Annotated in this window: 23 protein-coding genes, 1 tRNA gene and 1 pseudogene; 8 read left to right on the plus strand and 17 right to left on the minus strand. The window is 59.6% G+C overall.

The features are described 5' to 3' along the window. Window positions 1–223 precede the first annotated feature (223 nt). The 14 genes and pseudogenes from V4R08_RS04575 to V4R08_RS04630 form a co-directional block, all read right to left on the minus strand. On the minus strand, window positions 224–430 hold the full coding sequence (locus tag V4R08_RS04575; protein WP_335578252.1) for a cold-shock protein: 207 nt from the start codon (window positions 428–430) through the stop codon (window positions 224–226). Then, entirely contained in the window at window positions 430–1,494 is a 1,065-nt protein-coding gene (locus V4R08_RS04580) for a phage portal protein (RefSeq protein ID WP_335578253.1), read from the minus strand. The genes V4R08_RS04575 and V4R08_RS04580 overlap by 1 nt, the downstream gene beginning before the upstream one ends. Beyond that, window positions 1,491–2,021, minus strand: coding sequence for a hypothetical protein (locus tag V4R08_RS04585; RefSeq protein ID WP_335578254.1), 531 nt, complete (start codon window positions 2,019–2,021; stop codon window positions 1,491–1,493). The genes V4R08_RS04580 and V4R08_RS04585 overlap by 4 nt, the downstream gene beginning before the upstream one ends. A gap of 2 nt (window positions 2,022–2,023) precedes the next feature. Further along, entirely contained in the window at window positions 2,024–2,725 is a 702-nt protein-coding gene (locus tag V4R08_RS04590; protein WP_335578255.1) for an HK97 family phage prohead protease, read from the minus strand. After that, a complete protein-coding gene (locus V4R08_RS04595) occupies window positions 2,725–3,984 on the minus strand; it encodes a phage major capsid protein (protein WP_335578256.1) in 1,260 nt (419 codons plus the stop codon). The genes V4R08_RS04590 and V4R08_RS04595 overlap by 1 nt, the downstream gene beginning before the upstream one ends. Further along, complete coding sequence (locus tag V4R08_RS18200; RefSeq protein WP_442935628.1) at window positions 3,968–4,312, minus strand: HNH endonuclease; 345 nt, start codon at window positions 4,310–4,312, stop codon at window positions 3,968–3,970. The genes V4R08_RS04595 and V4R08_RS18200 overlap by 17 nt, the downstream gene beginning before the upstream one ends. Next, entirely contained in the window at window positions 4,303–5,742 is a 1,440-nt protein-coding gene (locus V4R08_RS04600; RefSeq protein ID WP_335578257.1) for a terminase TerL endonuclease subunit, read from the minus strand. Before V4R08_RS04600 ends, V4R08_RS18200 begins: the two co-directional genes overlap by 10 nt. A 181-nt stretch (window positions 5,743–5,923) precedes the next feature. After that, window positions 5,924–6,268: a hypothetical protein gene (locus V4R08_RS04605; RefSeq protein ID WP_335578258.1), complete on the minus strand. Its 345-nt coding sequence runs from the start codon at window positions 6,266–6,268 to the stop codon at window positions 5,924–5,926. Window positions 6,269–6,518: 250 nt separating this feature from the next. Next, window positions 6,519–7,889 carry an AAA family ATPase gene (locus V4R08_RS04610; protein ID WP_335578259.1) on the minus strand — a complete coding sequence of 457 codons (1,371 nt, stop codon included), beginning with the start codon at window positions 7,887–7,889 and terminating at the stop codon, window positions 6,519–6,521. Window positions 7,890–8,147: 258 nt separating this feature from the next. Then, window positions 8,148–8,582: pseudogene (locus V4R08_RS18205) on the minus strand (bifunctional DNA primase/polymerase); the annotation flags it as partial. Between the two features lie 38 nt (window positions 8,583–8,620). Next, entirely contained in the window at window positions 8,621–8,875 is a 255-nt protein-coding gene (locus tag V4R08_RS04615) for a hypothetical protein (RefSeq protein WP_335578260.1), read from the minus strand. Then, window positions 8,872–9,135 carry a hypothetical protein gene (locus tag V4R08_RS04620; RefSeq protein ID WP_335578261.1) on the minus strand — a complete coding sequence of 88 codons (264 nt, stop codon included), beginning with the start codon at window positions 9,133–9,135 and terminating at the stop codon, window positions 8,872–8,874. The genes V4R08_RS04615 and V4R08_RS04620 overlap by 4 nt, the downstream gene beginning before the upstream one ends. 123 nt (window positions 9,136–9,258) lie before the next feature. Next, window positions 9,259–10,470: a tyrosine-type recombinase/integrase gene (locus V4R08_RS04625; RefSeq protein ID WP_335578262.1), complete on the minus strand. Its 1,212-nt coding sequence runs from the start codon at window positions 10,468–10,470 to the stop codon at window positions 9,259–9,261. A gap of 178 nt (window positions 10,471–10,648) precedes the next feature. Further along, window positions 10,649–10,738 (minus strand) — tRNA-Ser (locus V4R08_RS04630). A 617-nt stretch (window positions 10,739–11,355) separates the two neighbouring features. Between V4R08_RS04630 and V4R08_RS04635 the strand changes: the two genes are divergently transcribed. From V4R08_RS04635 to V4R08_RS04670, 8 genes are all read left to right on the plus strand, one after another. Further along, window positions 11,356–11,640: a PilZ domain-containing protein gene (locus V4R08_RS04635; RefSeq protein WP_335578263.1), complete on the plus strand. Its 285-nt coding sequence runs from the start codon at window positions 11,356–11,358 to the stop codon at window positions 11,638–11,640. 151 nt (window positions 11,641–11,791) lie between these two features. Next, window positions 11,792–12,730: a septal ring lytic transglycosylase RlpA family protein gene (locus tag V4R08_RS04640; protein ID WP_335578264.1), complete on the plus strand. Its 939-nt coding sequence runs from the start codon at window positions 11,792–11,794 to the stop codon at window positions 12,728–12,730. Window positions 12,731–12,847: 117 nt separating this feature from the next. Continuing rightward, window positions 12,848–14,092: a D-alanyl-D-alanine carboxypeptidase family protein gene (locus tag V4R08_RS04645; RefSeq protein ID WP_335578265.1), complete on the plus strand. Its 1,245-nt coding sequence runs from the start codon at window positions 12,848–12,850 to the stop codon at window positions 14,090–14,092. After that, the gene (tmk, locus tag V4R08_RS04650) at window positions 14,092–14,784 is read left to right on the plus strand and encodes a dTMP kinase (protein ID WP_335578266.1); all 693 of its coding nucleotides are present in this window, start codon (window positions 14,092–14,094) and stop codon (window positions 14,782–14,784) included. Before V4R08_RS04645 ends, tmk begins: the two co-directional genes overlap by 1 nt. After that, window positions 14,781–15,821, plus strand: a complete 1,041-nt coding sequence (locus tag V4R08_RS04655) for a DNA polymerase III subunit delta' (RefSeq protein WP_335578267.1) — start codon at window positions 14,781–14,783, stop codon at window positions 15,819–15,821. The genes tmk and V4R08_RS04655 overlap by 4 nt, the downstream gene beginning before the upstream one ends. A gap of 52 nt (window positions 15,822–15,873) precedes the next feature. Further along, window positions 15,874–17,862 carry a methionine--tRNA ligase gene (metG, locus tag V4R08_RS04660; RefSeq protein ID WP_335578268.1) on the plus strand — a complete coding sequence of 663 codons (1,989 nt, stop codon included), beginning with the start codon at window positions 15,874–15,876 and terminating at the stop codon, window positions 17,860–17,862. 14 nt (window positions 17,863–17,876) lie between these two features. Beyond that, on the plus strand, window positions 17,877–18,668 hold the full coding sequence (locus V4R08_RS04665) for a TatD family hydrolase (protein WP_335578269.1): 792 nt from the start codon (window positions 17,877–17,879) through the stop codon (window positions 18,666–18,668). Then, complete coding sequence (locus V4R08_RS04670; protein WP_335578270.1) at window positions 18,665–19,489, plus strand: MBL fold metallo-hydrolase; 825 nt, start codon at window positions 18,665–18,667, stop codon at window positions 19,487–19,489. The genes V4R08_RS04665 and V4R08_RS04670 overlap by 4 nt, the downstream gene beginning before the upstream one ends. A 340-nt stretch (window positions 19,490–19,829) precedes the next feature. On the opposite strand, the gene V4R08_RS04675 is transcribed toward V4R08_RS04670, so the two are convergent. The 3 genes from V4R08_RS04675 to V4R08_RS04685 form a co-directional block, all read right to left on the minus strand. Further along, on the minus strand, window positions 19,830–19,976 hold the full coding sequence (locus V4R08_RS04675; protein ID WP_335578271.1) for a hypothetical protein: 147 nt from the start codon (window positions 19,974–19,976) through the stop codon (window positions 19,830–19,832). 1 nt (window position 19,977) lies between these two features. After that, window positions 19,978–21,531 carry an ATP-binding protein gene (locus tag V4R08_RS04680; RefSeq protein ID WP_335578272.1) on the minus strand — a complete coding sequence of 518 codons (1,554 nt, stop codon included), beginning with the start codon at window positions 21,529–21,531 and terminating at the stop codon, window positions 19,978–19,980. Window positions 21,532–21,700: 169 nt separating this feature from the next. Continuing rightward, entirely contained in the window at window positions 21,701–22,630 is a 930-nt protein-coding gene (locus tag V4R08_RS04685) for an IS1595 family transposase (RefSeq protein WP_335578273.1), read from the minus strand. Window positions 22,631–22,745 lie beyond the last annotated feature (115 nt).

The raw sequence follows: 22,745 nt of genomic DNA on the forward strand, positions 1-22,745 counted from the left end.
TCCTTTCGACGGCCCCATGGCCGCAGACGAACATGGCTTATTCAGCCCGCGACGTCGATATCTTGACGCCGACTAAGTTGTTGTTATAATTGTGCTATTCCGTTGACAAACTACGGACGCGTAGTAGTACTACACAAAGAAAAAGCCCGGACCATCGATCCGAGCCGCTCTCGCCAGCATCGCCGGCTGCCATCAACCCGCGTAGGAGTCCACGGGCCGAACTCTAATTGATTATCGCGACGTTGTTCGCGCGCAGCCGCCCGTCAGGGCCGCGACCGACGTCATATTCCACGCGGTCCTGCGGAGATGGATAGCGAAGCTTGTCCGCCAACCCATGCACATGCAGGAAAATATCCTGACTGCCGTCATCCGGACCAATAAATCCGTAGCCCTTGGAATCGAGAAAAAACTTCACAACGCCGGTTGCCATCACTTTGCCTCCCAATCGAGCATTGCCAGCGCGCCCTTTGCGTCGACGCCGCTTTCCTTTGCCATAGCCAAGCCCTGGACCAGGGTAGCGAACGCTCGCGCCGAACCGCCGCTATCGAATGCCTGTGTCGGCCCCATGGTGTCGATCGTCACCGCACCGCCAAGCTTTTCGCTGGCTTCCTCGGCGAGCAATTCCGCCAAGGGCTGAAGCGCCCATTGGGCAAGATGCCGCTGGCATTCGCGCACCATCGGCCCCGTGGTGGCGCTGTTGAACAGGCCGGGCAGAACACCGAAGGCGGCGAGGATTGAATCCCGCGCCGCGTCCAGCGTCTCCTTGGTCATGCTCTTTTCGAGATCGGGCGAAAGATCATTCGGCGACCAGTCCTGCATAGGCGTTGGCCCGCCGGCCGCCGTCACCGCGACCGACTCTCTAACAAGGATCCGCCCCCTTTTGCCGATAAAGCTGTTCGCCAGTGCCGTGTTGTCTTGCTCCGGGTTCTCAGGCATCGGCACGACTTGCGAGCCGAGCGGTGCGTTCTGGAAAACCTCGCTCAAAGCTGTCTCGACCGCGTGCAAGAGACCAGCGCTTAGCGATGCGGTGCGCAGCGGACTGACGCCCGACCATGGCGCCGCATTGTCGGCGTTGATCCGAACGTGAAGAACTTCGCCAGCGAGTGCGGTCATGCTGCGACCGCCACCGGATTCGGGGACGCTCAAACGGTACGCTTTAGGCTTGCTCTGATATGTTGACACGTCCCAATCCGACGCCGGCACCAATTCGTCGCCGTCGATCAGAGCCACGAATTCGCCGCGCAATGCCAGCGACCGCCCAAGCATTGCCATGGTGCGTCGATCGAGCATGTCAGTGCCATCGACGGCTGCGAGCGCGAAACCGTTCTGCCAGAGCGACACGCAACTCGACACAGTGCCTGTGAGTTCTGCCAAACCGGTGCGGCCCTGAACGTAAGCCCAGCGAGCCTGCATCACTTCCGCGGTGTACCCAGCGCCGCTACTACGCTTTTCAACTGCGGGTGCGCCACGTCGAAAGAGATCAAGAAATTTCATCGGAATGTCCTCAAAAGATCGGCAGCGCCGGAATTGACCATTGCTTGCGACACCCAGCTTTCGGAGCGTCGGGTCGCAATGCTGATTGATCCTGCGGAAATGGATTCCGACGTCGCGCCAGGCGTGCCAGGTGCCGCAGCGAAATACGTCGCGAGCCGCTTCCAGGCTTCGAGAACAAGCGGCGGCACAACAGGCGCAGGGCTTCCGCCGCCGACGGTTGCGGTAATGCGCCATGGTCCTGTGCATGGCAGATAAAATCCACCGCGCGGGCTGGGATCGAGCGTTGCCGATTCCCACTCTTTCGCCCGGTTTGACCACACCTCAGTCGCCGTGATGCTGTAGGGCAACCGGTTCGGCTCGAAATAGCCGGAGCCGTTGACGAACCAAATGACCGTGCGGGGCGTGTAGCGGTACCTGATCCAGCCTTCAATCCGCTGCCACGCCAAGTCGCCCATTGGCAATGCGGGGGAAGTGTTGAGATACTCGGCGGGCGAGGCTTCATCGATATGATCTGCAACGACGTACATTGTTATCTCCAGCGAAGCGGCGCGGGCATCGCGCGCTTGATTGTCTGTGGCGGCGGGATCAGGATTCCAGCCGCGTTGTAGGTCCAGCCCGCGGCAAGTTTCTCTTCGTCCGTCATGTCTTCGGGATTGATGACGTTGCCGAGCGCGTCGTGCAGCACGACACTGGCGTCGGAATATGCGGGCCTCGTTACGATCGACAGTTCCGTCAGGATCGCTTCGAAGATTGTGCGAATAATCGCGCGGCCGAGCTTCGGGTCTTCGTCTTCAACCTTCTGCGCCTTGTGCGCTGGCACAGCCGCAGGCGGCGGAATTCTGAATGCCGGCGATAAGCCAAACACGAGGCCGCTCGAAATCTGCTTAATCAAATCGCTGCCATATGACGTGTCCGCGATTTCCGGCGCAATATCCGCGTCGAACTGCAACGCTTCCGGACCGTCGTCGAATGTCAGTGTTCCGGTGTTCTTGCTGGCGAGTGGTTTCGAATAGTCGTGACCACTGAGCAAATGAATTTCTGCATCGGATTTGATCGAATATGAAAAGGCGCCGGCTTCAAACTGCTCCTTGACCGGTTTACCGCGTGCGCCTCCATCGCTGAGGATGGCGCGCTTGCGGTACGGAAAGCGACCACGGATGCGACGCCTCCCCCCGCGAGGGGAAGCGCGCAATTCCAATTCGCCTATACCGATGGCGAATCCATCTGACATTACTGAATGCCCGTGAGCACAGCCAACTGAGACGGACGAGCAACGGTCACGTCCGCAGTCAGAATTGCCGTGAGCTTCAGCGATCCAGCGGCTGCCCCAGCGTAGGGATCCCTCACCAGGTCAATTCCGCCCCAAAGAGCGGCGAAGATCGGAGCGACCCCGCCGGCCGAAGTCGTAAGCAAAGCCTTGCTGGCGAGCGGAGAACCCGCAGGAGCCACAAGCGCATTGTTGCTCATGGCAATGTTGCCGGCCGGAATGTTCTTCAGCAGCCGATCCCATTCGGTGATACCCGAACCGGAATCCGCGAACGTGTCATCAAGATCGCTCCACACTTCGGGGCGGATCAAAAGATTCACGTCCGAAGCGCCGTTCGCGGTGTTGGCGAGCATGAACGCCACAACCGCAGCACGGAAGGCACTCCAACTCGCAGCGGCCGAAATCGCCGTGGTGCTGATCCCGTACGTCGCCTGACCCGAAATGACGCCGAGCGGCTGACCGTTCGCGCCAGTGCCGAGGAAGATCGCTTTATCGAGACCGGCGGCAATCGCGGAATTCATATCGCGACGAACCGCGTCCTCAATGCCTGCCGACTGCTTGAGGGTCTTCCGTGACAAAACCATTTGAACGCCGAAGTTCTGTTCCGGCTTCAGCGGTTTGTCCGTCGTCGCAAATGCCTGCGCAGCCGCAACGTCCGCTAGCTCGCCATCGGCCCAGCCTGCCGTTACGCTGGACGTGACGACGGGATACTCGACCGCGCCGGTGTCGATGTTGATAAGGCTCGTGCCCATCTTCGCTGCAACCGACTGCGGAAAGAGCCGGTCAATGATCGGCTTGGTAACGATCGGATCCGGCGTTCCCGAACTGATCGTCTCGCCGCTGCGCTGCTCAAGAGCCGCCAGCGGAACGGGCACGCCGCGATAGCTGCCCTTCGAACGCATTTCCTCGACCACTTCCGCAGTCTGACCGGACAGGGACCTGCCCTCGTCATAGAATTGCGCAACCTGTCGAAGCTCAAATCGCGAAATGAGATCGGCGTACTCGCGATCCGAACGGCCTTCCAGATCGTCCTTGGCTGCCGAGCGTTCCTCGGTTTCGGAAATCAGAGCAGCACGGAAACGCTGCTCATTGGCCTGATAGCGGCCATCAAGCTCAGTCATCTGACGAAGCTCTGTATCGTCGGGCGTCTGCTTGCCGGCAAGCACCGCAAGCTGTGAGCGAAGCTCGCTCTGTTCCCGCTGAATTTTAACTGACGTCAACATTTAGTACCTCGTGGGTTTGGGGTTTCGCCAACTGGCGGACAAGATCGCGCCAGGCGGCGCGTTTCGGGTCGACTTCAGTGAAGAAACCGACTTCGATCTGAGTTTTCTTGGAATGGCAGAAGCGACAAAGCGTCTGGAGGTTCGATAATTCGAACGCTAATTCTGGCGCGTCGCGTACCGCCTTAATGTGATCGACTTCGAGCCGGCCGCGGAATCCGCATTTGACGCAACGCCATCTGTCGCGTTGCTTGGCCTGATAGCGGAGCGCGGGCCATCGCTTGTCGCGAATGACGTGCGCCGATTTGCGATCGTAGGTTTTCACAACCATACGGGCGCCCGCGCTTTGCGAACTGGCGCTGCAAGCATTCGCGCGCCATGGCTGACCGCCAACACGGTCGCGCTCGCTGCATCGATACGTCCGAGCGAACGGGCCTTAGCCAGTTTGATGTTGTTGGCCGGGTCGCGGAGGCATACGGCATCGCCGAACGCGCTACGCAGCAACAGCGACGGCTTCGCCTTTACCAGCCCGTCAAAGCACGCGCGCTGGAATTGAAGACAGTCGGCCGAACCGTCCTTGAAGCCGAAACCGCGCCATACGATCGGGCAGCGAATGCCGGCGGCGTCGATCGCCTGACCAAGCTCCGCTTGTTTGTATCGGTCCATGACCAGTGCGGCGATGCGCTCGCCCTCGACGTGACGAATGACCTCGGATACCCACGGCGCCACAGGAACGGTTGCCGCGCCAAGCGTCGTCAATTCGCCGCGGCTCGCCATTTCGGTGTAGCGGCTGCCGACGCCGTCCCGCTGTCCCCGGTCGAGGAGCGAAGGCTGCGAAGGGAACCATCCAAGGCATTCGAGGCGACCCGTGTCCGGCCAGTAGAAACTTGCCGCAGTCATGGAGGCGCTGCCTCCGAGATCAATTCCGACGACGACGCTGCCGGCGCGCTCGGGGAGTTCGTCCACCTCGCAGTTGAGCCATTCATCGGTAGTAAGCAGCATGTCGCGGGTTTCGCCGGACACGCGCTGATTGAGGTTGAAAAGCCTGTAGTTCGATAGCGTGCTGCCACCGCGGGCAAGGGCGCGGCGTGCCTCGCCTTGGAGCCAGTCGAGCGAGGATCCGATGCCGGTGACCGCTCCGGGATTCGCAGCCTTGATCGCTTCGAGATCGTCGGGAGCGCAGCCCGCCGGCGCGCGGTGTTCCTGGACGTAGACGTTCTCGCCCGGCGCATCGAGTAATTTGCTGAACGAGTGGGCATCGTCCGGCGCCGACGTCGAGATGACCATGGCTCGCCCGGACCGCTTGCCGAGCGCCGAGAAGATGGCCGCTTCCAAGGCGTCACCTTTGTCCCGGTCCCAGAACCCGCGCTCATCGAGCAGGCTGAATACCGGTGCCAGTCCCAAAGCATTCTTGGCGTCCGATGCCAGCACGCGCAGGACATGACCACCGCCGTCACCCTCGAACCGCACCTCAAGGCGCGGAGAGCGGACGAACGTCAGCAGTTTGCGGGTTTTGGTCGGGAGCGACTCGGCCAGACCTTCGATGAAGGACCACGCAATGCGGCCCTGGTCGCGGGTCTTGGCCCCGATGATGACTTCGCGCCGCGGCTGGCGATCGATCTTGCCGAGCAGCGCCGCCAAGGACAGGCCGGAACCCAGCATTGTTTTGCCGGCGCCGCGCCCGACCGATAGCGCTGCGATGGAAACGCCATCTGCCAGCGCGCCGCGGACGTACTGCTTTTGGAAATCGGCCAATCTCACCGGTTTCCCGGCTAGCGGACCCTCTGGAATTTTTAGTGATTCCAAGAACTTAATGGCGTCTTCGGCGCTCATTTCTTACCCGATTTTTTCGGGGAGCGAGAAAGCGTCTGCCCGCCTACTGCGGCGAACGGTCCCCCCCATTTCGGGGTATTGGCACCAGCACAAGATATGGTGTTGTACGTCACTTGCGCGCCTGAATGACCCAACATGTAGATGCTGGATCGAGCGCGACATTGACCACTGTGTACGTGATGCCACTGATGACGAGGCGATCAACAGTCGCAGGCGTAAGGTCTAAGCTGCTGCAAACAATGAAGACTTTGCGATCATTCGCTTGAATGAGCGTGCCAGTGAGGTCTTGCTGGGAGTAGTTGTCCACCCAGCCCTGTGCATCGTGGTCAACCCACGTCACCGTTGGGTTGAACGGATCGTTGTCCGACTCTTGATGCTGAAGCGTCAGGCCGTAGGGGATGCCAGCGCTATTGAGCGCGGCGGATAGGCGGGTGGCGAGCGTGCCATCGGTCAATATACTCATGTAACAAAAGTTTACTACGATCACGGACTTTTGTCAACCTATGCCATTGACCCATGGTCTTGGCTATGGCAGCCGCCAGCATTGGTCAATGGTTCTGATGCGTGGGCGCCGCGCCCAAGCGGCGTCTATCGCAGGGGGTATAAGGGGGTTGATATATGCGGTGATAGACGGGCGATGGACGCCCGATAGACGGGCGATCTGCATGCGATAGACGGAGGGATAGACGGGCGATAGACGCCCATCATCTGGCGACCTCCAAGCGATAACCACCCGATCGGCCGTACGGTGCGTTGACAATTCGCTTGGTGTCGAGAAGGCGTTTCATCGCCATTTCAAGATCGCTCTTGTTGACGCCTTGCGAACCGCCGTCGCTCTGAAACGTCTTTGGCGCGTATCCTCGCCCCGGAGCTACATGGACGTGGACGTTCTGGCCCGTGGCTTTCTCAAGCAGTTCGAGAAACACCCGATCAGCCTTTGCTTGCCGCTCCAGCGGATCGCCCGTTACTGCGCGTGCGCGGTCAGGGACAAAGGCGCCTCGCTGATAGCGCATGGGGATTTCGGTGCCGATCTTCGAATAGTTCGATTTCATCAGCTTCAAGACACGCAGATCGGGATCGCCCACTTGTCCCTCGTCCTTCACCCAATCGAAATACATCCGGGAGCGGATGGAGTTATTCCAAGCCGTCGAGCCTGACGTACCCGAACCGCTGTTCAAGCCAGAAAGTGACGGATGCGCCAGCACCACAACCGCGCATTTGAAGCGCAATGCGATCTTGCGAAGCATGCCGACGAAGGACCGCACTTGCTGGCGAATGACCTCGTTGCCGCCGTAGATGTCCGCGAGGGTATCCAGAACGACCAGCGATGGCTTTCCAGCCTCGCAGACGTCGACTAGCTCGTCATAGAGCCCCGTGGCATTTAGAACGCCCTCGCCATTCAGCGAAGCCAGCACGGCATCTGTGTCCGCAAAGCTGGAAGGATACAGACTCGCCATGCGCTCAAGCGAAATGCCATGCTCGCGCGAGATGGCGGCGAGGCGGATGTGGATTTCGTCCCGACTATCTTCGGCCGTCATGAAGATGGCATTGCCATGCTTGACCGGTCGACCGAACCACGGAACCGCGGATGCCGCACAAGCCGCCATGTGCAACGCGACCAGCGATTTACCGACGCCACCGTCGCCGTAGATCATCGTAACCTGACCGTTCGGAATCCACTCGCGAATGAACCAATCGCGCTCCGGAACCGGCAAGCCTGCCAATTCGGCTGCGCTGAACGATCGCTCAACAAAGGCGTTGCCGGGTTCTTCGTAATAGCCATCATCTTCGGCAGGCCCGGGTAGGGGAATCGGGCCGGTGTAGGGCTCTAGAGGCGGTTGCGGAGTTGGAGGCGCCCCAATGATGACATCCGCAAACATCTCCTTGGCGGTTTTGTCCCTCAGCGGCATATCCGTAAATGTCATCGCGTTGTCGAAGCTATTATTTATTGCGCGCTCCCATCCTTCGCTCGACACTCCGCTCTCGCTGAACGCTTCCGCCAGCGCGTAATAGGCAAACTCGCGACCGATATTACCAATCGCGACATGGGCGCCAACCGCATTGGCAACCTTCAAGATGACGGGATGCGAGCCGGTGCCGTCCAGCGCCCGAAGCTCCGCGCACGCCTCCGCAAGCACCGTTTCAGCGCGCCCCCGCGGAAGTGGCGCATGGTCAGCCGGCGCCAAGCGTGACAGGTCTACCTCGCCCTTGGGGGGCGCTGTCGTCAATGCGGGGCGCAGCACATTGCCGTCGTAAATATCCTCAACGCCAGTCGAGACGTAAGGCCCAGGCGTCTTTCCGGCGATGTTGCGGGGGTTTGTGAAATAACTTGGCGGGCACACAGCGTTAGCGTTGCCAACCAGGAGATCGCCCCATCCTGTCTGCCCTTTGCCCTGCTTTTGAAATGTCGCCGAGTCGGGAAGTCGGAAATATGTATGAAAGCCACCGGAGGGGCTGGTCATGTGCGGGGGCGGTGGCTCAAATTCGAGGTTGTTGCACCATTCCTTGAAGACTGTCTCGCAGCCCCGTTCGACATCGCAAACCGCGATCCCGGATGCGCCGGGGTTAATGCCGATGTTGTAGCCGTCGGCGACCCACGTCTCCCATCGCAGGGTGTCCTTCGTGTGTCGGAGTTGCCACTCCTTGCCGATCGGGGCTTTATCGCCCTCATGGACTTGATGCAGAGCGAAGCCGTGACGTTCGTAAAAGTCGAAAAAGCTCGAAGTTTTAGATGACATACGTTTGATTGCTTTCTTTGATTGATGCATAAGAGTTGCTCCCGCGTCGGCGGGTTTTTCAATCGGCGTCAGTTGCCGAGAATCAGCAGCGCGTTATAGGCCGCGTCCGCCGCAGCCTTCGACAGCGAGCCTTCGGTGAATTCGACCAGCCGCTCGCCGTTCGTTTTCGGCGGCGAAGTGTGATTGAAGCCGCGCGCGGTGCGAACGAGCAAGCACTTGCTGATCCGAACGCCGGCGAATTCCACATCGAAAAAGGCGAGAGGGTGATCGCCGTTTTCCCAAGTCTTCGGATTTTTGATTTTGGAGATTGCGGTGATTCTCATGCCGCCACCTCGCCAACAAAGCGATGCACTTCGCCAATCGGAATGAAGAAGCGGCCACCGCGCTTCACCATCTTCGGCCGCTCATTGTCGGGGAGGGAATAGAAATAAGACTTGCTGCTGCCGGTGAGGCGGCAGAATTCCGAGACCGAGACGGCCAGTCGGTTTTGAAGGTCAAGTGATTTAGCCACGGCGAGCTCCATTTTGATATGGCTCGCCATCGGGCAACAAAAAGCCGAGACGAGCGCATGTAATTTGCGCATCTGCCTCGGCTGCAATCCGGTTGCAGTCGTTCAGGGTGAAAATGACACCGGGGGGTCGTACCCGCTTACGTGTCACCCGCCAACGTGGCCGTGTCTTCTTACCCTTAGAACGCAGGCACCATACTACGTTTTAGGAATTTTGTCAACGGGTCGGACCGCTTCGCAACAGTACCGACTCCAAAGCACCATGAGAGCGCGACGTTTTTCGATTGCTGATGAGCGTCGATAAGCCGCCTCAACATCGTTGCTGATGGCATGTGCCAATGCAGCTTCGGCGATCTCGCGCGGCACGTCCGTTTTGTCGCCACACCAATCCCTGAAGCACGATCGAAAGCCGTGACACGTCGCAGGCAGGGCAGTGTGGCGCTTGATCGCCTTGGCAATGCTCACGTCGCTGATCGGTCGGCCGACGCGCTGGCCGGGGAATATCAGCCCCGCCTTCGTGCGGGAAAGTTCGAGGACTGCCATTGCTTCGTCAGTCAGCGGCACGACGTGTTCGCGACCGCCTTTCATTCGAACGGCTGGCACGGTCCATATCTGCTTTTCCGTGTTGATCTCGGACCACTCAGCGCGGGCCGCTTCGCTGAAACGCGCGCCGGTCAAGATGATGTATCTGAGCAGCGCGGCGGACTCCGACGTGTCAGCCGAAAGCGACTTCCAGAACTTCGGCATTTCAACGTAGGGCAGGGCGTCGTGGTGGCGGACGGCGCGCACCTTCTTTCGCGAGGGCAGCAAATGGGCAAGGCGACCGCGCCAGACAGCCGGGTTATCGCCGCTGCGGTACTCCGCCATCGTCGCCCAATCTAGCACGGCTTCGATCCGGCCGCGAATGCGCGAGGCTGTCTCCGGCTTTTTCTGCCAGATCGGTTCAAGGATTTTAAGAACCGCGGCAACGTCGACCTCCGCCACTGGCCATGAACCGATTACCGGATAGACGTAATCCCGTAAGGTGTTCTTCCATTGCTGGCGATGGATGGGGTTTTTCCACGTCGCCTCGCGGCTATCGATGAATCGTTCGGCGCACTGCCGAAAGGTCATGTCACGGCGCGCGGCAACTCGCGCAGAAGCCTTTTTTTCCCGCTTCTGATTTATCGGGTCGACTCCGCTGCGAACAAGTTTGCGGGCGTCGGCTGCCAAATCGCGCGCCTCGGAAAGCGCGACGTCGCGGGCAGGTCCTAATCCTAGGTATCGTTCCTTCGCCGTGACCGGTGATTTGAAACGAAAGACCCATGACGCATTGCCGTTGGCATCCACGTCGAGCCGCAGGCCATCGCCATCAGCAAGACGATCGCCAGGCTTTGCATTCTTAACCTTGGCAGCGGTGAGATTTCCCAAAGTGTCCTCCAAACCTACGCCATATCCCTCGCTAAAATGTCGCTAATTCTACGGATCGATTAGCAACAATTCGGAATGATCCGAACCGTTGAAAGCGAGGAAGTGGCTGCGGCACAGCCGCTATATAGCCACTTCTCTCGACAATCCGCATTAGCTTGATATGGTGTGGACACTTTACTGGCGGAAGGGGTGGGATTCGAACCCACGGTGGGCTTGCACCCACGCCGGTTTTCAAGACCGGTGCCTTAAACCACTCGGCCACCCTTCCGTCGTCTCAGGAATTTCGACCGCTTAGCGCACGCCTCGCCGAAGCGCAATGCGAACGGGTTTTCTGAAAGAAGCCAGATTGGTCGCGGAAGGATGATTCGATTCCGCGATGCGGACGGAGGCAGATCGAAGGCCAAGTCGTCGAGCCTGCTTCGCAATACTGGAGCAGGACACGATCACGCCTTCGCCGATTTCGTTTTCAGCAGAAAGTCAGCTTCCGTTATTTAAAAACAGACGGTTTTACAAAGATATGCCTGTTTGTGCTGATCGTTTCCTTAAGCTGATGGTCCGTTCTCGATTGCGCCTCTGTATCACCTCGGGACGCGCCGTCTTGGAGCATCACAGCCAGGCTTCGATACATCTCGGGGAGGGTGATGCGCTCTTCCGTATGCCTTCCGATAGATCGGGATCGCTTTCTGACGGGCGACGAAGACCCTCCCGCGCGGAAAGCCGTTAGCGGAGAATGAGAATGCGGCCCTATGCTGCCGGGAAACTTCATGCGCATTGGTGTTTCGTTAGGCCGGCCGCTATAGAGTTCATTCCGCCGGGTAATGCGGGGTGTTGCGCGCGCGTCGCGATCATGATGGTGCTCCTACGTAAAGACAAAGAAATTCACCAATGGATGATCGCCGCAAACATCCGCGCGTCGAAATCGACGAATCGGCTTACATTTCTGCTAGCGGATTGAGCATGCGATGCCGGCTGTTGAACATGTCCGCCGATGGAGCCGCCGTCGAGGTTCCGAATCCGGCTTTTGTCCCGTCGCATTTCCAGCTCATGACCGAGAAGGATCGTGTGATCCGCCACTGTCGGGTGATCTGGATCAAGCAGAACCGGATCGGAGTTACCTTCGATCAGCCCGGTGCGGAGGACGGCTCGACCGAGCCGGGCAGCAACCCCTGATTTACTATTCGTTCCGTCAACCGACGGCTCACCCCATTTCCGCCGTGTTTGCGCTGCGATATGTTCACGGCTTGGTATGGATGTGGGCCGTATCATGCTGACCGGCGCTACGATGCGTGGCATGGCGTCCGGGAATTGGTCTTGGGGACGGATGGGGAAACCAGATTCAGATCGAATTGGACGTGCTGCACGCGCTGTAGCCGCCGCGGGCGCGTGCTTGATGCTGGCCAATTGCAGTTCATCGGGCAAGTTTAGCCGGATTGATCCGAAGTACGGAGTTTCGAGCAGCCCCCGGGTCGTCGGCTTCGGCGAGCCGGTGCCGAAAGGCGGCGGCACTTACCGGGTCGGCAAGCCTTACACTGTCGCCGGACGCGTCTACGTTCCTGAGGAAAATACCCATTACCGTGCTGAAGGACTCGCTTCATGGTACGGTGACGCCTTTCATGGCCGTCTGACTGCCAACGGCGAGGTTTTCGACATGGCCTCACTGTCCGCCGCGCACCCGACGCTCCCGTTGCCGTGCTATGCACGGGTGACCAACCTCGGCAACGGCAGATCCCTGATCGTTCGCGTCAACGATCGCGGACCGTATCACGGCAACCGGCTGATCGACGTCTCAAACAAGGCCGCCGAGTTGCTGAAGTTCAAGAGCAAGGGCGTCGCGCGAGTACGGGTCGAATATGTCGGACGCGCGCCGCTTGAAGGTTCGGATGACCGGCAACTGATGGCGACCCTACGAACCGGCGAACCGGCGCCGTCGCCATCCACGGTCAGGATCGCGTCGGCACGGCCGTTTGTGCCTCAACTCGCGTCGTCCGAGCGGCCGATCCGCAGCGATGTTCCGACGCCGGACGGGCGACCCTATACGCTCGGACATACCTCGATGGACGCTGACTCCATCAATGCGACTTCCGAAATGTCGGCGTCCAGCCGCGTCCGGTCGCATCCACAGAGGCCGGACAATCCGCGAGCGGTTTCATACGACGCCAGCGGCGACAGCGTGTCAGGCGATGTCCACCCGGTCGCCGCTTATGCGCCCATCGACCCGCGCGGACCGAGCGAACTGCTCTCGGGGCGCGGACTCTACTAAGCGCCGCCCACCAGCAACCGATCCCGCCGTCTTGACATTCCCCGGTGCTCCTCGGGCGTGGTCCGTGTTGTTCGCGATGGTTCCAACTGTTAGAATGGCCCATTCGGAACACGGCGCATGACAACCAGATCTTCCACGCCTGACAAACGCCGGAGGTTCGCCTGGCGCGGTCTGATGGCCGCCGCGGTCGGCCTTGCGATCGGCCTCAATGGCATCGCGTTGGCTGCAAACAACAGCGTACAGGGCGCCAAGAAGGAAGAGGTCTATGAGACCAGCGCCCCGACCGCGATTCTGATCGAAGCTAACAGCGGCAGCGTGCTGTTCGAAAAGAATGCCGACGAGCTACGTGCGCCGTCCAGCATGATGAAACTGATGACGGTAGAGGTGGTGTTCGACGCCATCCGGAAAGGCAAGGTCAAGCTCACCGACGAGTTCCTCATCAGCGAAAACACCTGGCGCAAGGGCGGGGCGCCCTCTGGCGGATCGACCATGTTCGCGGCGATCAACAGCCGCGTCTCCGTCGACGATCTCCTGCACGGCGCGATCATCCAGAGCGGCAACGATTCCTGCATGGCGCTGGCGGAGGGTATCGCCGGGAACGAGAGCGCCTTCGCGGAAAAGATGACAGCGCGGGCGCGGGAACTGGGCATGACCCGCTCGACCTTCGCCAATTCCAACGGCCTTCCGGATCCGAACAACAAGATGACGGTTCGCGAGCTTGCTATGCTGGCGCGCCACATCGTTCTGACGTATCCGAATTTCTACAAGCTGTTCGGCGAACGCGAATTCACCTGGAACAAGATCCGCCAGTTCAACCGCAACCCGCTGCTGACCGCGATGGACGGGGCCGACGGGCTCAAAACCGGCTACACCAAGGAGGGCGGCTACGGCCTGGTCGGCTCGGCCGTCCAGAACGGCACGCGGCTGATCGTCGTGGTAAACGGCCTCGAGAGTGCCGACGACCGCGCGACCGCCGCCAAGAAGTTGCTCGAATGGGGTTTTCGGAATTTCGAAGTCCGAACCTTGTTCGCAGCGGAACAGCCGGTCGGCTACGCCAAGGTGTTTGGCGGCGACAGCGGCTCGGTTCGGGTCGCCGCGTCTGAACCGGTTCAGGTCATGGTCCAGAAGACCGGCAGCGACAAGCTGATCGCACGCATCGTCTATACGGGCCCCGTTCACGCCCCGATAGCGCCGGGACAGCCGGTCGGGGTCATCAGGGTGTGGCGTGGCAAGGAAGTCGCGGTCGAGACGCCGGTTCATGCCACGGACGCCATCGGTGTCGGCTCGACCATGCGCCGCGCGATGGACGGGGCAATCGCGCTTGTCATCGGGATGGTGCGCTCGGGCGTCGCGAGGCTCTGATGACCGAGGCCGCACCCAAAGCGGGCCTGCTGTGTGGGCGCTTCATTACCTTCGAGGGCGGCGAGGGGTCCGGCAAATCGACGCAGATCAAAATCCTCGCCGAGCGCCTCAACGCGGCGAAACTGCGGGCCATCGTCACGCGCGAACCCGGCGGATCGCCGGGCGCCGAAATCATTCGTCACCTCGTGCTATCCGGCATGGGAAAAATGCTTGGCGCCTATGCGGAAACCTTGCTGTTTGCTGCGGCGCGCGACGACCATGTTCATACTGTCATCAAGCCCGCGCTGGAGCAGGGCATCTGGGTGCTCTGCGACCGCTTTGCCGATTCGACCCGTGCCTATCAGGGCCGGCTGGGCGACGTGCTGCCAAGCGTGCTGAACGCGCTGGAGCGCGTCACCATTGGCGATCTCAAGCCTGATCTGACCGTGATCCTCGACGTTCCGGTAGAGGTCGGGATGCAGCGCGCCGCCGCTCGCCGCGGCAGCCGCGCACCCGACCGCTTCGAGGCCGAGGACGTTGCTTTTCACCAGAATCTCCGCGGCGCCTATCGAGACATCGCCGCGAGCGACCCGCAACGCTGCGTGGTGATCGACGCCAATGCCGACATCAATACCGTCGCCGCCGGCGTGTGGGCAGCACTGCGCGACCGCGTGCTGACAGCGGACTCCACCAAAACGGTCACACGGGCATGATCGCCCGCCCCACCGCTGCGGAGAAGTCTTTCCTGCATCCGCGCGAAACCACCGCGCTGTTCGGTCATGGCGAGGCGGAGCGAACGTTGCTCGACGCCTACCGAGGCGGCCGCATCCCGCACGCGTGGCTGATCGGCGGCGCTCCGGGGATCGGCAAGGCGACGCTGGCCTATCGGATGGCGCGGTTTGTGCTAGCGCACGCCGACCCCGCCATGGCAGGGGTGCAATCGGCGGAAACGCTCGAACTGGACCCGATGCATCCGGTTGCCCGCCATGTCGCGGCCGACACGCATGGCGGGCTCCTGACGCTGGAGCGGACGCCCAACGAAAAGGGTGTGATGCGTACAGTCATCAGCGTCGAGCAGACCCGGGAGACAATCGCCTTTTTCGGTTCGACCGCGGCCGTGGGCGGCTGGCGGGTGTGCATCGTCGATACCGTCGACGAACTCAACCCCAATGCCGCCAACGCGCTGCTCAAGGTTCTTGAGGAGCCGCCACGTCAGTCGCTGTTTCTTCTGGTCAGCCACGCGCCGGCCCGGATGTTGCCGACGATCCAGTCGCGCTGCCGCAAACTCGCGCTGCGGCCGCTGGTCGCCGACGATGTGATCCGGGCGGCCGCCGAGGCGGCGCAGATCGCGCCCGACGATGCGTCGCTACGGGAAGCCGCCGACGCGGCCGAAGGCAGCGTGGCGCGAGCGCTGGCCCTGGTGGGAGGCGGCGCGCTGAAGCTTCATCAGCGGACGACGGCGTTGTTGGACAGCCTTCCGCAGGTCGACCCGCGCGAACTCCACGCACTGGGCGATGCGCTTGGCGGCAGCGATCGCGCTGCTCTTGGCGCCTTCGTCGACAGTGTCGATCGTTGGGTCGCCGAGCGTCTCCGCACCGGCGATGCCAACGCCAATCTTCCTCGCCTTGCACGGCTGGCGGAGGTATGGGAAAAGATCAACAACGCCGCGCGCGAGACGGAAACCTACAATCTCGAGCGAAAACCGCTGGTTTTTTCGGTGTTCGGGCTTCTTGCAGAAGCAACGCGGTAAAACGCTCCAGCCATGATCGTTCTCGACCTTCAGCCTCACTCATAAGGAATTCGTGGTGGCTCCCGCTAAGAAGAAACCGGCCAAGAAGTCCCGCGCAGGCAAGGCGCGCAAATCGCGCCACGCCGCCACCGATCGCGCCTCTATCGTGAAGAAGCGCAGCAAGAAGGCGAGCCCTCGAAAGACCGGCAAACGCACGAAAAAGACGAGCACGAAGACGACGACAAAAGCGCGCGCCCCGAAGAAGACCAAAAAGACAGCAAAAGCGCGCGTACCGAAGAAAGTCAAAAAGACAGCAAAGAAGGCGGCGAAGCGAGCGGCCAAAAAACGGCCAGCGACAAAAAAAATTCCGAAAAAAGCGGCGACGAAAAAGGTTACTGCGAAAAAGGCTGCGCCGAAGCGACCCGCAGCAAAGCGTCCGGCGAAGTCCGCAAAGCCCGCGACGTCACGTCGGCCCGGCACGACCGCGCCGCCGACGCCTTCGAGCGTCGCGCCGGCCCGCACCAACACTTTCTATATCACCACAGCGATCGTTTATCCGAACGGCGCGCCGCATATCGGGCACGCCTATGAGGCGATTGCCACCGATGCGCTGGCGCGCTTCCAGAGACTCGACGGCAAGGACGTGTTCTTCCTGACCGGCACCGACGAGCATGGACAGAAGATGGTTCAGACCGCGCAGCGGGAAAACATATCCGCGCTTGAACTCGCTACACGAAATGCCGAACTGCTGCGGAAGCTCGACGAGACGCTGAATATTTCGTTCGATCGGTTCATTCGCACCTCGGAACCCGCGCATCACCATTCGGTCCAGGAAATCTGGAAACGCATGGCGGCGAATGGCGACATCTACCTGTCGAGTTACGCCGGCTGGTATTCGGTGCGCGACGAAGCCTATTACGCGGAGGACGAGACGGTCGTTGGTGAGGACAACGTGCGGCGGGGCCCGCAGGGCACGCCGGTCGAGTGGGTCGAGGAGAAGAGCTATTTCTTCAAACTGTCGGCCTATCAGGACAGGCTGCTCGCGCTGTACGACAAGCAGCCCGATTTCATCGGACCGGATTCCCGCCGCAATGAAGTCATCAGCTTCGTAAAGGGCGGCCTGAAGGATCTGTCGATCTCGCGCACCACCTTCGACTGGGGCGTCAAGGTGCCCGATGATCCCGAGCACGTCATGTACGTCTGGGTCGACGCGCTGACCAACTACATTACCGGTGTCGGCTTTCCCGACGATAACGACAGGAACTGGCACTACTGGCCGGCCGACGTCCACATCATCGGCAAGGACATCATCCGCTTCCACGCGGTGTATTGGCCTGCCTTCCTGATGTCGGCGGGCATCCCGTTGCAGAAGCGGGTCTATGCCCACGGCTTCCTGTTCAATCGCGGTGAGAAGATGTCGAAGTCGGTCGGCAATGTCGTCGATCCTTTCAACCTCGCCGCGCAATACGGCGTCGATCAGGTACGCTACTTCTTTCTGCGCGAGGTGCCGTTCGGGCAGGACGGCAGCTACAACCACGAGGCGATCGTGGCGCGCATCAACGCCGACCTCGCCAACGACTTCGGCAATCTTGCACAGCGCTCGCTGTCGATGATCGCGAAGCAGCATGACGGCGTTCTGCCGGAGCCAGACGATTTCAGCGACAACGACAAAGCCATCCTCGCGCAGGCCGACGGCATGATTGCGATCGCGCGCGACGCGATGAATACGCAGCAGATTCACCAGGCGCTCAATGCGGTCTGGGCCGTCGTCGCCGAAGCCAACCGCTATTTCGCCGGCGAAGCGCCATGGGTACTGGCGAAGACCGATCCGGCGCGGCAGAAGACGGTGCTGTATGTCACGGCCGAGGTGGTGCGCCAGATCGCGATCCTGGCGCAGCCCGCGATGCCCGCGTCATGCGCGACGATGCTCGACCTCCTCGGCATTCCCGCCTCTGAGCGAAATTTTGCGATGCTTGGCGGTCATGTCCGCATCAAGCCGGGCACGACGTTGCCAGCGTCGGTCCCCGTATTCCCGCGCTATGTCGAACCGTCCGTGGCCTGAACCGATAACCGCCGATGCTTGTCGACAGCCACTGCCACCTCGATTTTCCGGATTTCGCCGATGATCTCGACGGAATTGTTTCGCGCGCGGCAGCGGCGGGCATCGAGCGCATGGTGACGATCTCGACCAGGGTGAGGGAGCAGGCGAAACTGCTCGCGATCGCGGAGCGGTTTCCGAACGTCTATTGCTCGGTCGGCACTCATCCGCATCACGCCGACGAGGAGGACGGAATTACTGCGAGCGAATTGATCGCGCTGACGCAAAATCCAAAGGCCGTCGCGCTGGGGGAGGCGGGGCTGGATTATTTCTACGAGCACGGCTCGCGCGACGCGCAGGCGCGGGGATTCCGCACCCACATCGCCGCCGCCCGCGCCACCGGTTTGCCGCTAGTGATCCACACCCGCGAGGCGGACGAGGATTGCGGACAAATCCTTGAAGATGAGATGGCGAAGGGCGCGTTCCGTGCGGTGCTGCATTGCTACACCGGCGGCCGCGAACTGGCGATGAAGGCGGTCGCGCTTGGATTGTATATCGGTTTCACGGGCATCCTGACCTTCAAGAAATCCGATGCGTTGCGTGCGCTCGCTGCCGAATTGCCCGCAGACCGGATTCTCGTCGAGACCGACGCGCCATATCTTGCGCCCGGCAAGTTTCGCGGCAAGCGCAATGAGCCCTCCTACGTCGTCGAGACCGCGAAGGTGCTGGCCGATACGCGCGGCGTTTCCCTCGAAGAGATTTCACGACAGACCACGGAGAATTTCTTCCGGCTGTTCTCCAAGGTGCCGCCTGTGGAAACGTCCGCATGACGGTGACGCTGACCGTTCTCGGTTGCGGATCGTCCGCCGGCGTGCCGCGTCCGGCGCTGGGCTGGGGCGCGTGCGATCCGACAAACCCGAAGAACCGCCGCCGCCGCTGTTCGCTGATGGTGGAGCGGGCATCGAAGCAGGGGACAACGCGTGTTGTGATTGACACCTCGCCCGACCTGCGCGAGCAGTTGATCGACGCCAATGTCGACCACATCGATGCGGTGTTTCTCACCCACGAACACGCCGACCAGACCCACGGGATCGACGACCTGCGTTCGGTGGTCTTGCATCAGCGCCGGCGGATTCCTGTGTATCTCAATCAATCCACTGCCGCGGATGTCATGCAGCGGTTCTCGTATTGCTTCGAGTCACCCGAAGGCAGCTTCTATCCGCCGATCCTGGAGCAACGCGCGATCGAGGCTGGCGAAAGCCAGGCCATCGACGGCAAGGGCGGCGCGCTCACACTGTCGGCCTTTCTCGTGCAGCACGGCGGCATTCCAGCGCTGGGCTATCGGATCGGCAACGCCGCCTATACGCCTGACCTGAATGATATTCCAAGCGACAGCTGGCCGGCGCTGCAAAATCTCGATCTGTGGATCGTCGACGGTCTGCGCTACAAGCAACACCCCAGCCATTTCAGCGTCGCGGATGCGTTGTCGTGGATCGACCGCTTCAAGCCGAAGCGCGCCGTCATCACCAACATGCACTCCGATCTGGATTACGAGGTGCTGCGTCGCGAACTGCCGGCAAATGTGATGCCGGCCTATGACGGGATGCGGCTGGAGATTGACGGTCCCCATCGTGCCTCAGCACTCGAATAACAGCAATGCTGTGTCATTTGGACCGCGCCAAATCTGAGCGAGCAATTCTATTCCGGTGCATAAGCATCTGACTTTCTTACCTTATATTATAGGCGATGTTTCACTTCGCATACCCAAGGCAATATCGTCCTCTGGGTCACTGATTTTGCGGCTGAATCTTTCCTGGTGTTTCGAGATGCGACCGCGCCCGAAATGTGCTATGTGTGGGAACGGATTTAAGAGAAACGCGGAATCGCCGGGGCAGTACCGGCACGGTCCACCACTACCTGGGGGCCGTTAGTGTAGACAGGAACACGCCGCATTGAATTGCGCCGCTCCCCTTGTGGGTCGAGCGGCGTTTTCATTTCTGGGGCTTCCGAGGCTTCACCACAGCCTTAAAGGCGCGCTTCGCGCCCTTTTCAGTCTCGTCCGCTCCGGCCTCTTTAGCGGCCTCTAGGAAGCGTTTGGACTGCTCAGGGTCGTCGTGCTTTGGTTTTTTATCGGGCATATCACTCACCGCTTTCTGACATTTGAACCGTGTAGTGAGCCTTAGGATCACGCTCGTACTCCCCGGCGTGAAATATCAGAAGTCCATTACGGGCTAATTTGTCTAAATCCTTTTTGCTCGTATGCCATGTCCGGCCTGTCACTCTTGCTGCCTCTGAAACCTGAATTCGCTTATTGCGGTAGGCGTAAGCCAGAATTTTGATTTCGTATTCCTGAAGGAGTTTCCAAGTATCAACGCCGAAATGATGGGCTACATCCGTGTCCGTTGCTCTCTTTCGGCTTGCGTGGTCGTTTCTCAGAGTTACGCGAACCACAACGCCATGCACGGCTTCTTGCTCCCACTTAGGTTCTGGGAGATTGAATTCCTTCATGCTCTCACGAATACGGCGGGCACCTTCACGAGCCATTCGCACGTATCCGAGATGACGCATCGCATCCATCAAATTATGATTTCGGGCCGACCTTGTTTCATAGATAGTTTTTTCATTCACGGGCGGGATGAAGCCGCCCGGACTATCCACCACCATGCGATCTGGAAAAAATTTGACGAATATTTCAGAGCCACTGAAACTATAGGAGCGATGAACTACAGCGTTTACAATCGTCTCGAACCAAGCATGGAATGGATATTCTGGGGTGGTGACGAATTTTCCTTGATCGTCCAGCCAAGTTACATCGTAAAGCATACTAGCGATGACCGCCTGACAGTCACGCAGAATACTAACGACATTCCCCTCAACTGTTCGATCTCGCTGGGGATTGTAAGACGTTCCTTGACCTTCCTGTTCGGCGGCGAACCTTTGAATGCGCACCCTGCATCCTGGTATCGATTTGCCGGGATCCTTTGCAGCCAACAAAACAAGCCCATTCAGAGGTGTAAGTTTTTCATCGTCTTTTTGAAGGAGCCGCCGGTCTATCAGCAATTCCTCATTCGTGAATTTGACGCCTTCGACGCGCCGATATTCGTCACAAAAATCTTGGATAACACGAAGATCAAAATCCTCTGGAAATTTGTATGGAGCAGGTTCTTGTTCGAATGAGAGTTCTTGTCTGGTTGAGCGGAAGTCTTGCTTTTCCTCCATACTCATCTTGTGACGGCTTTCGCCGTATCTAATCCAAGCCTCTTCCTTGTTGGTTTCCACGAGCCTGCCAATGTACGGCACGTATATGGCCACGCAGAAATCCGGCGCACCATTTACGATAACCGGAAGTCGCTTAAATTCCGGCTTGGCCTGCGGGCAGCGCATTAGATGGGTTGTTTCAATATCATTGAGTTGCGCTCCGCTGAGCGAATTGCATCCGACAATCGTAGCGTCGTTGTCGATTCCGAAAATGAGCAGACCACCATCCGGAGTGTTTGAAAAAGTGCTGTAGTATGTCGCTAGGTCGTCCAGATTGATCTTCTTGCAACCCTTCCGCTCAAATCGTCGATCCTCTCCCAGATATTCGAGAACAGTTTGATTGAGGCGCGCCCAAATATCGCGCGGAGTCCAGATGGCCGGATTATCATTGGCGCTAATTGGAGATTCAAAGTCGAACGAAAATTGGTCGGACATGCTACATATAGTATGTCGAGTTTGGCTCGACACCCCAAATAAGGTGTTTCAGCATCAGGTCGAAGGGGTGACTATACGTGGTAATCACCCTCTCTGGTAGCCAATGTCCAATCAGAATCGGCGCTTTTTCCGCGACTTTCTTAGTGGCAACTCTAATTGAAAGGGAGCCTTAGGCTTCCGTTTCGCAATTAGCTGATTGATAGGTCAACCGCTTACCGGCGAACCCCTTAAGGGCCAGATCGGCACGCTGCTCATCGTTGATGCCAAGCTTGGCGCGGGTGTTCTGGCGGAAATCGAATTCTGCCAGATAGCGGTCCAGATGCTTCTTATCGACGTGCTGATAGATACCGACAAGGCCGCGCTTCAAGACCGAAAAGAAGCCCTCCAGCGTGTTCGTATACACGTCGTCGCGCTTCCACTCGAACTTGGAGTGATCGACCATTTCATGGCTGGCAACCGGCGGGTATTTGTAGCGCGCGGCGGTGTCAGTCATCAGGCGGCTTTCGTGATGCACGTTCTGCCGAATGACGGACATTGCCATGCGATGATCCAGAAACGTCGAACGGACATCGCCGCCCCGTTCTACAAGGCTCATGACGACCGGATTATGGGTCTTGCGGCGGAAGTCTGCCGGACGCTTGGTCTTGCGGGACCGAGCCAATTCGGTTTCGTCGGCTTCGACGATCTTACCGGCACCTCCCAATGGGCCAGCGGAAGGCAGCGGAGCCATTCCGTGGCGGATGCGGTGACCAAGGTGCCAAGCGGTCTTCATGCCGCAGCCAAGGGTCCGCTGAAGCTGGCGGGTGGAAATGCCTTTCTTGCTGCTGCAAAGCAAGTGGATTGCCTGAAGCCACAGCCGTAGGGGAAGGTGGCTGTCCTCGAAAATGGTGCCGATCCGCACGGTAAACGGCTTGCGGCAGGCGTAGCACTTGCGCAGCCCAACGCGAGTGGTCTTGCCTTGAAGGCGGCCAATCTTGGCCTGATCCGCGTTCTCACAATGAGGGCAAACGGGACCGTTCGGCCAAAGCTCCGCTTCCACGTAAGCGAAGGCCGCTACCTCATTGTGAAACCTAGCATCGGACAGAACAGACTTGGCCATGGCCAGAACTCCTATGGCCGCATAGAATCATTTTCCAGTGGGTACGTCAAGTGAAACATCGCCATATTATATTCCATAATATACCTTATGCGAATTCAGTCACAGCCGATCCGGC

Origin of the sequence: Nitrobacter sp. NHB1 (assembly GCF_036964665.1) — a bacterium.
GTDB lineage: Bacteria > Pseudomonadota > Alphaproteobacteria > Rhizobiales > Xanthobacteraceae > Nitrobacter.

What these genes read in the sequence shown, in the direction of transcription:
- V4R08_RS04575 (WP_335578252.1), bottom strand. Translation starts at nt 430, where the DNA reads ATGGCAACCGGCGTTGTGAAGTTTTTTCTCGATTCCAAGGGCTACGGA.
- V4R08_RS04580 (WP_335578253.1), bottom strand. Translation starts at nt 1,494, where the DNA reads ATGAAATTTCTTGATCTCTTTCGACGTGGCGCACCCGCAGTTGAAAAG.
- V4R08_RS04585 (WP_335578254.1), bottom strand. Translation starts at nt 2,021, where the DNA reads ATGTACGTCGTTGCAGATCATATCGATGAAGCCTCGCCCGCCGAGTAT.
- V4R08_RS04590 (WP_335578255.1), bottom strand. Translation starts at nt 2,725, where the DNA reads ATGTCAGATGGATTCGCCATCGGTATAGGCGAATTGGAATTGCGCGCT.
- V4R08_RS04595 (WP_335578256.1), bottom strand. Translation starts at nt 3,984, where the DNA reads ATGTTGACGTCAGTTAAAATTCAGCGGGAACAGAGCGAGCTTCGCTCA.
- V4R08_RS18200 (WP_442935628.1), bottom strand. Translation starts at nt 4,312, where the DNA reads ATGGTTGTGAAAACCTACGATCGCAAATCGGCGCACGTCATTCGCGAC.
- V4R08_RS04615 (WP_335578260.1), bottom strand. Translation starts at nt 8,875, where the DNA reads ATGAGAATCACCGCAATCTCCAAAATCAAAAATCCGAAGACTTGGGAA.
- V4R08_RS04620 (WP_335578261.1), bottom strand. Translation starts at nt 9,135, where the DNA reads ATGCGCAAATTACATGCGCTCGTCTCGGCTTTTTGTTGCCCGATGGCG.
- V4R08_RS04635 (WP_335578263.1), top strand. Translation starts at nt 11,356, where the DNA reads ATGGATGATCGCCGCAAACATCCGCGCGTCGAAATCGACGAATCGGCT.
- V4R08_RS04640 (WP_335578264.1), top strand. Translation starts at nt 11,792, where the DNA reads ATGGGGAAACCAGATTCAGATCGAATTGGACGTGCTGCACGCGCTGTA.
- V4R08_RS04645 (WP_335578265.1), top strand. Translation starts at nt 12,848, where the DNA reads ATGACAACCAGATCTTCCACGCCTGACAAACGCCGGAGGTTCGCCTGG.
- tmk (WP_335578266.1), top strand. Translation starts at nt 14,092, where the DNA reads ATGACCGAGGCCGCACCCAAAGCGGGCCTGCTGTGTGGGCGCTTCATT.
- V4R08_RS04655 (WP_335578267.1), top strand. Translation starts at nt 14,781, where the DNA reads ATGATCGCCCGCCCCACCGCTGCGGAGAAGTCTTTCCTGCATCCGCGC.
- V4R08_RS04665 (WP_335578269.1), top strand. Translation starts at nt 17,877, where the DNA reads ATGCTTGTCGACAGCCACTGCCACCTCGATTTTCCGGATTTCGCCGAT.
- V4R08_RS04670 (WP_335578270.1), top strand. Translation starts at nt 18,665, where the DNA reads ATGACGGTGACGCTGACCGTTCTCGGTTGCGGATCGTCCGCCGGCGTG.
- V4R08_RS04675 (WP_335578271.1), bottom strand. Translation starts at nt 19,976, where the DNA reads ATGCCCGATAAAAAACCAAAGCACGACGACCCTGAGCAGTCCAAACGC.
- V4R08_RS04680 (WP_335578272.1), bottom strand. Translation starts at nt 21,531, where the DNA reads ATGTCCGACCAATTTTCGTTCGACTTTGAATCTCCAATTAGCGCCAAT.
- V4R08_RS04685 (WP_335578273.1), bottom strand. Translation starts at nt 22,630, where the DNA reads ATGGCCAAGTCTGTTCTGTCCGATGCTAGGTTTCACAATGAGGTAGCG.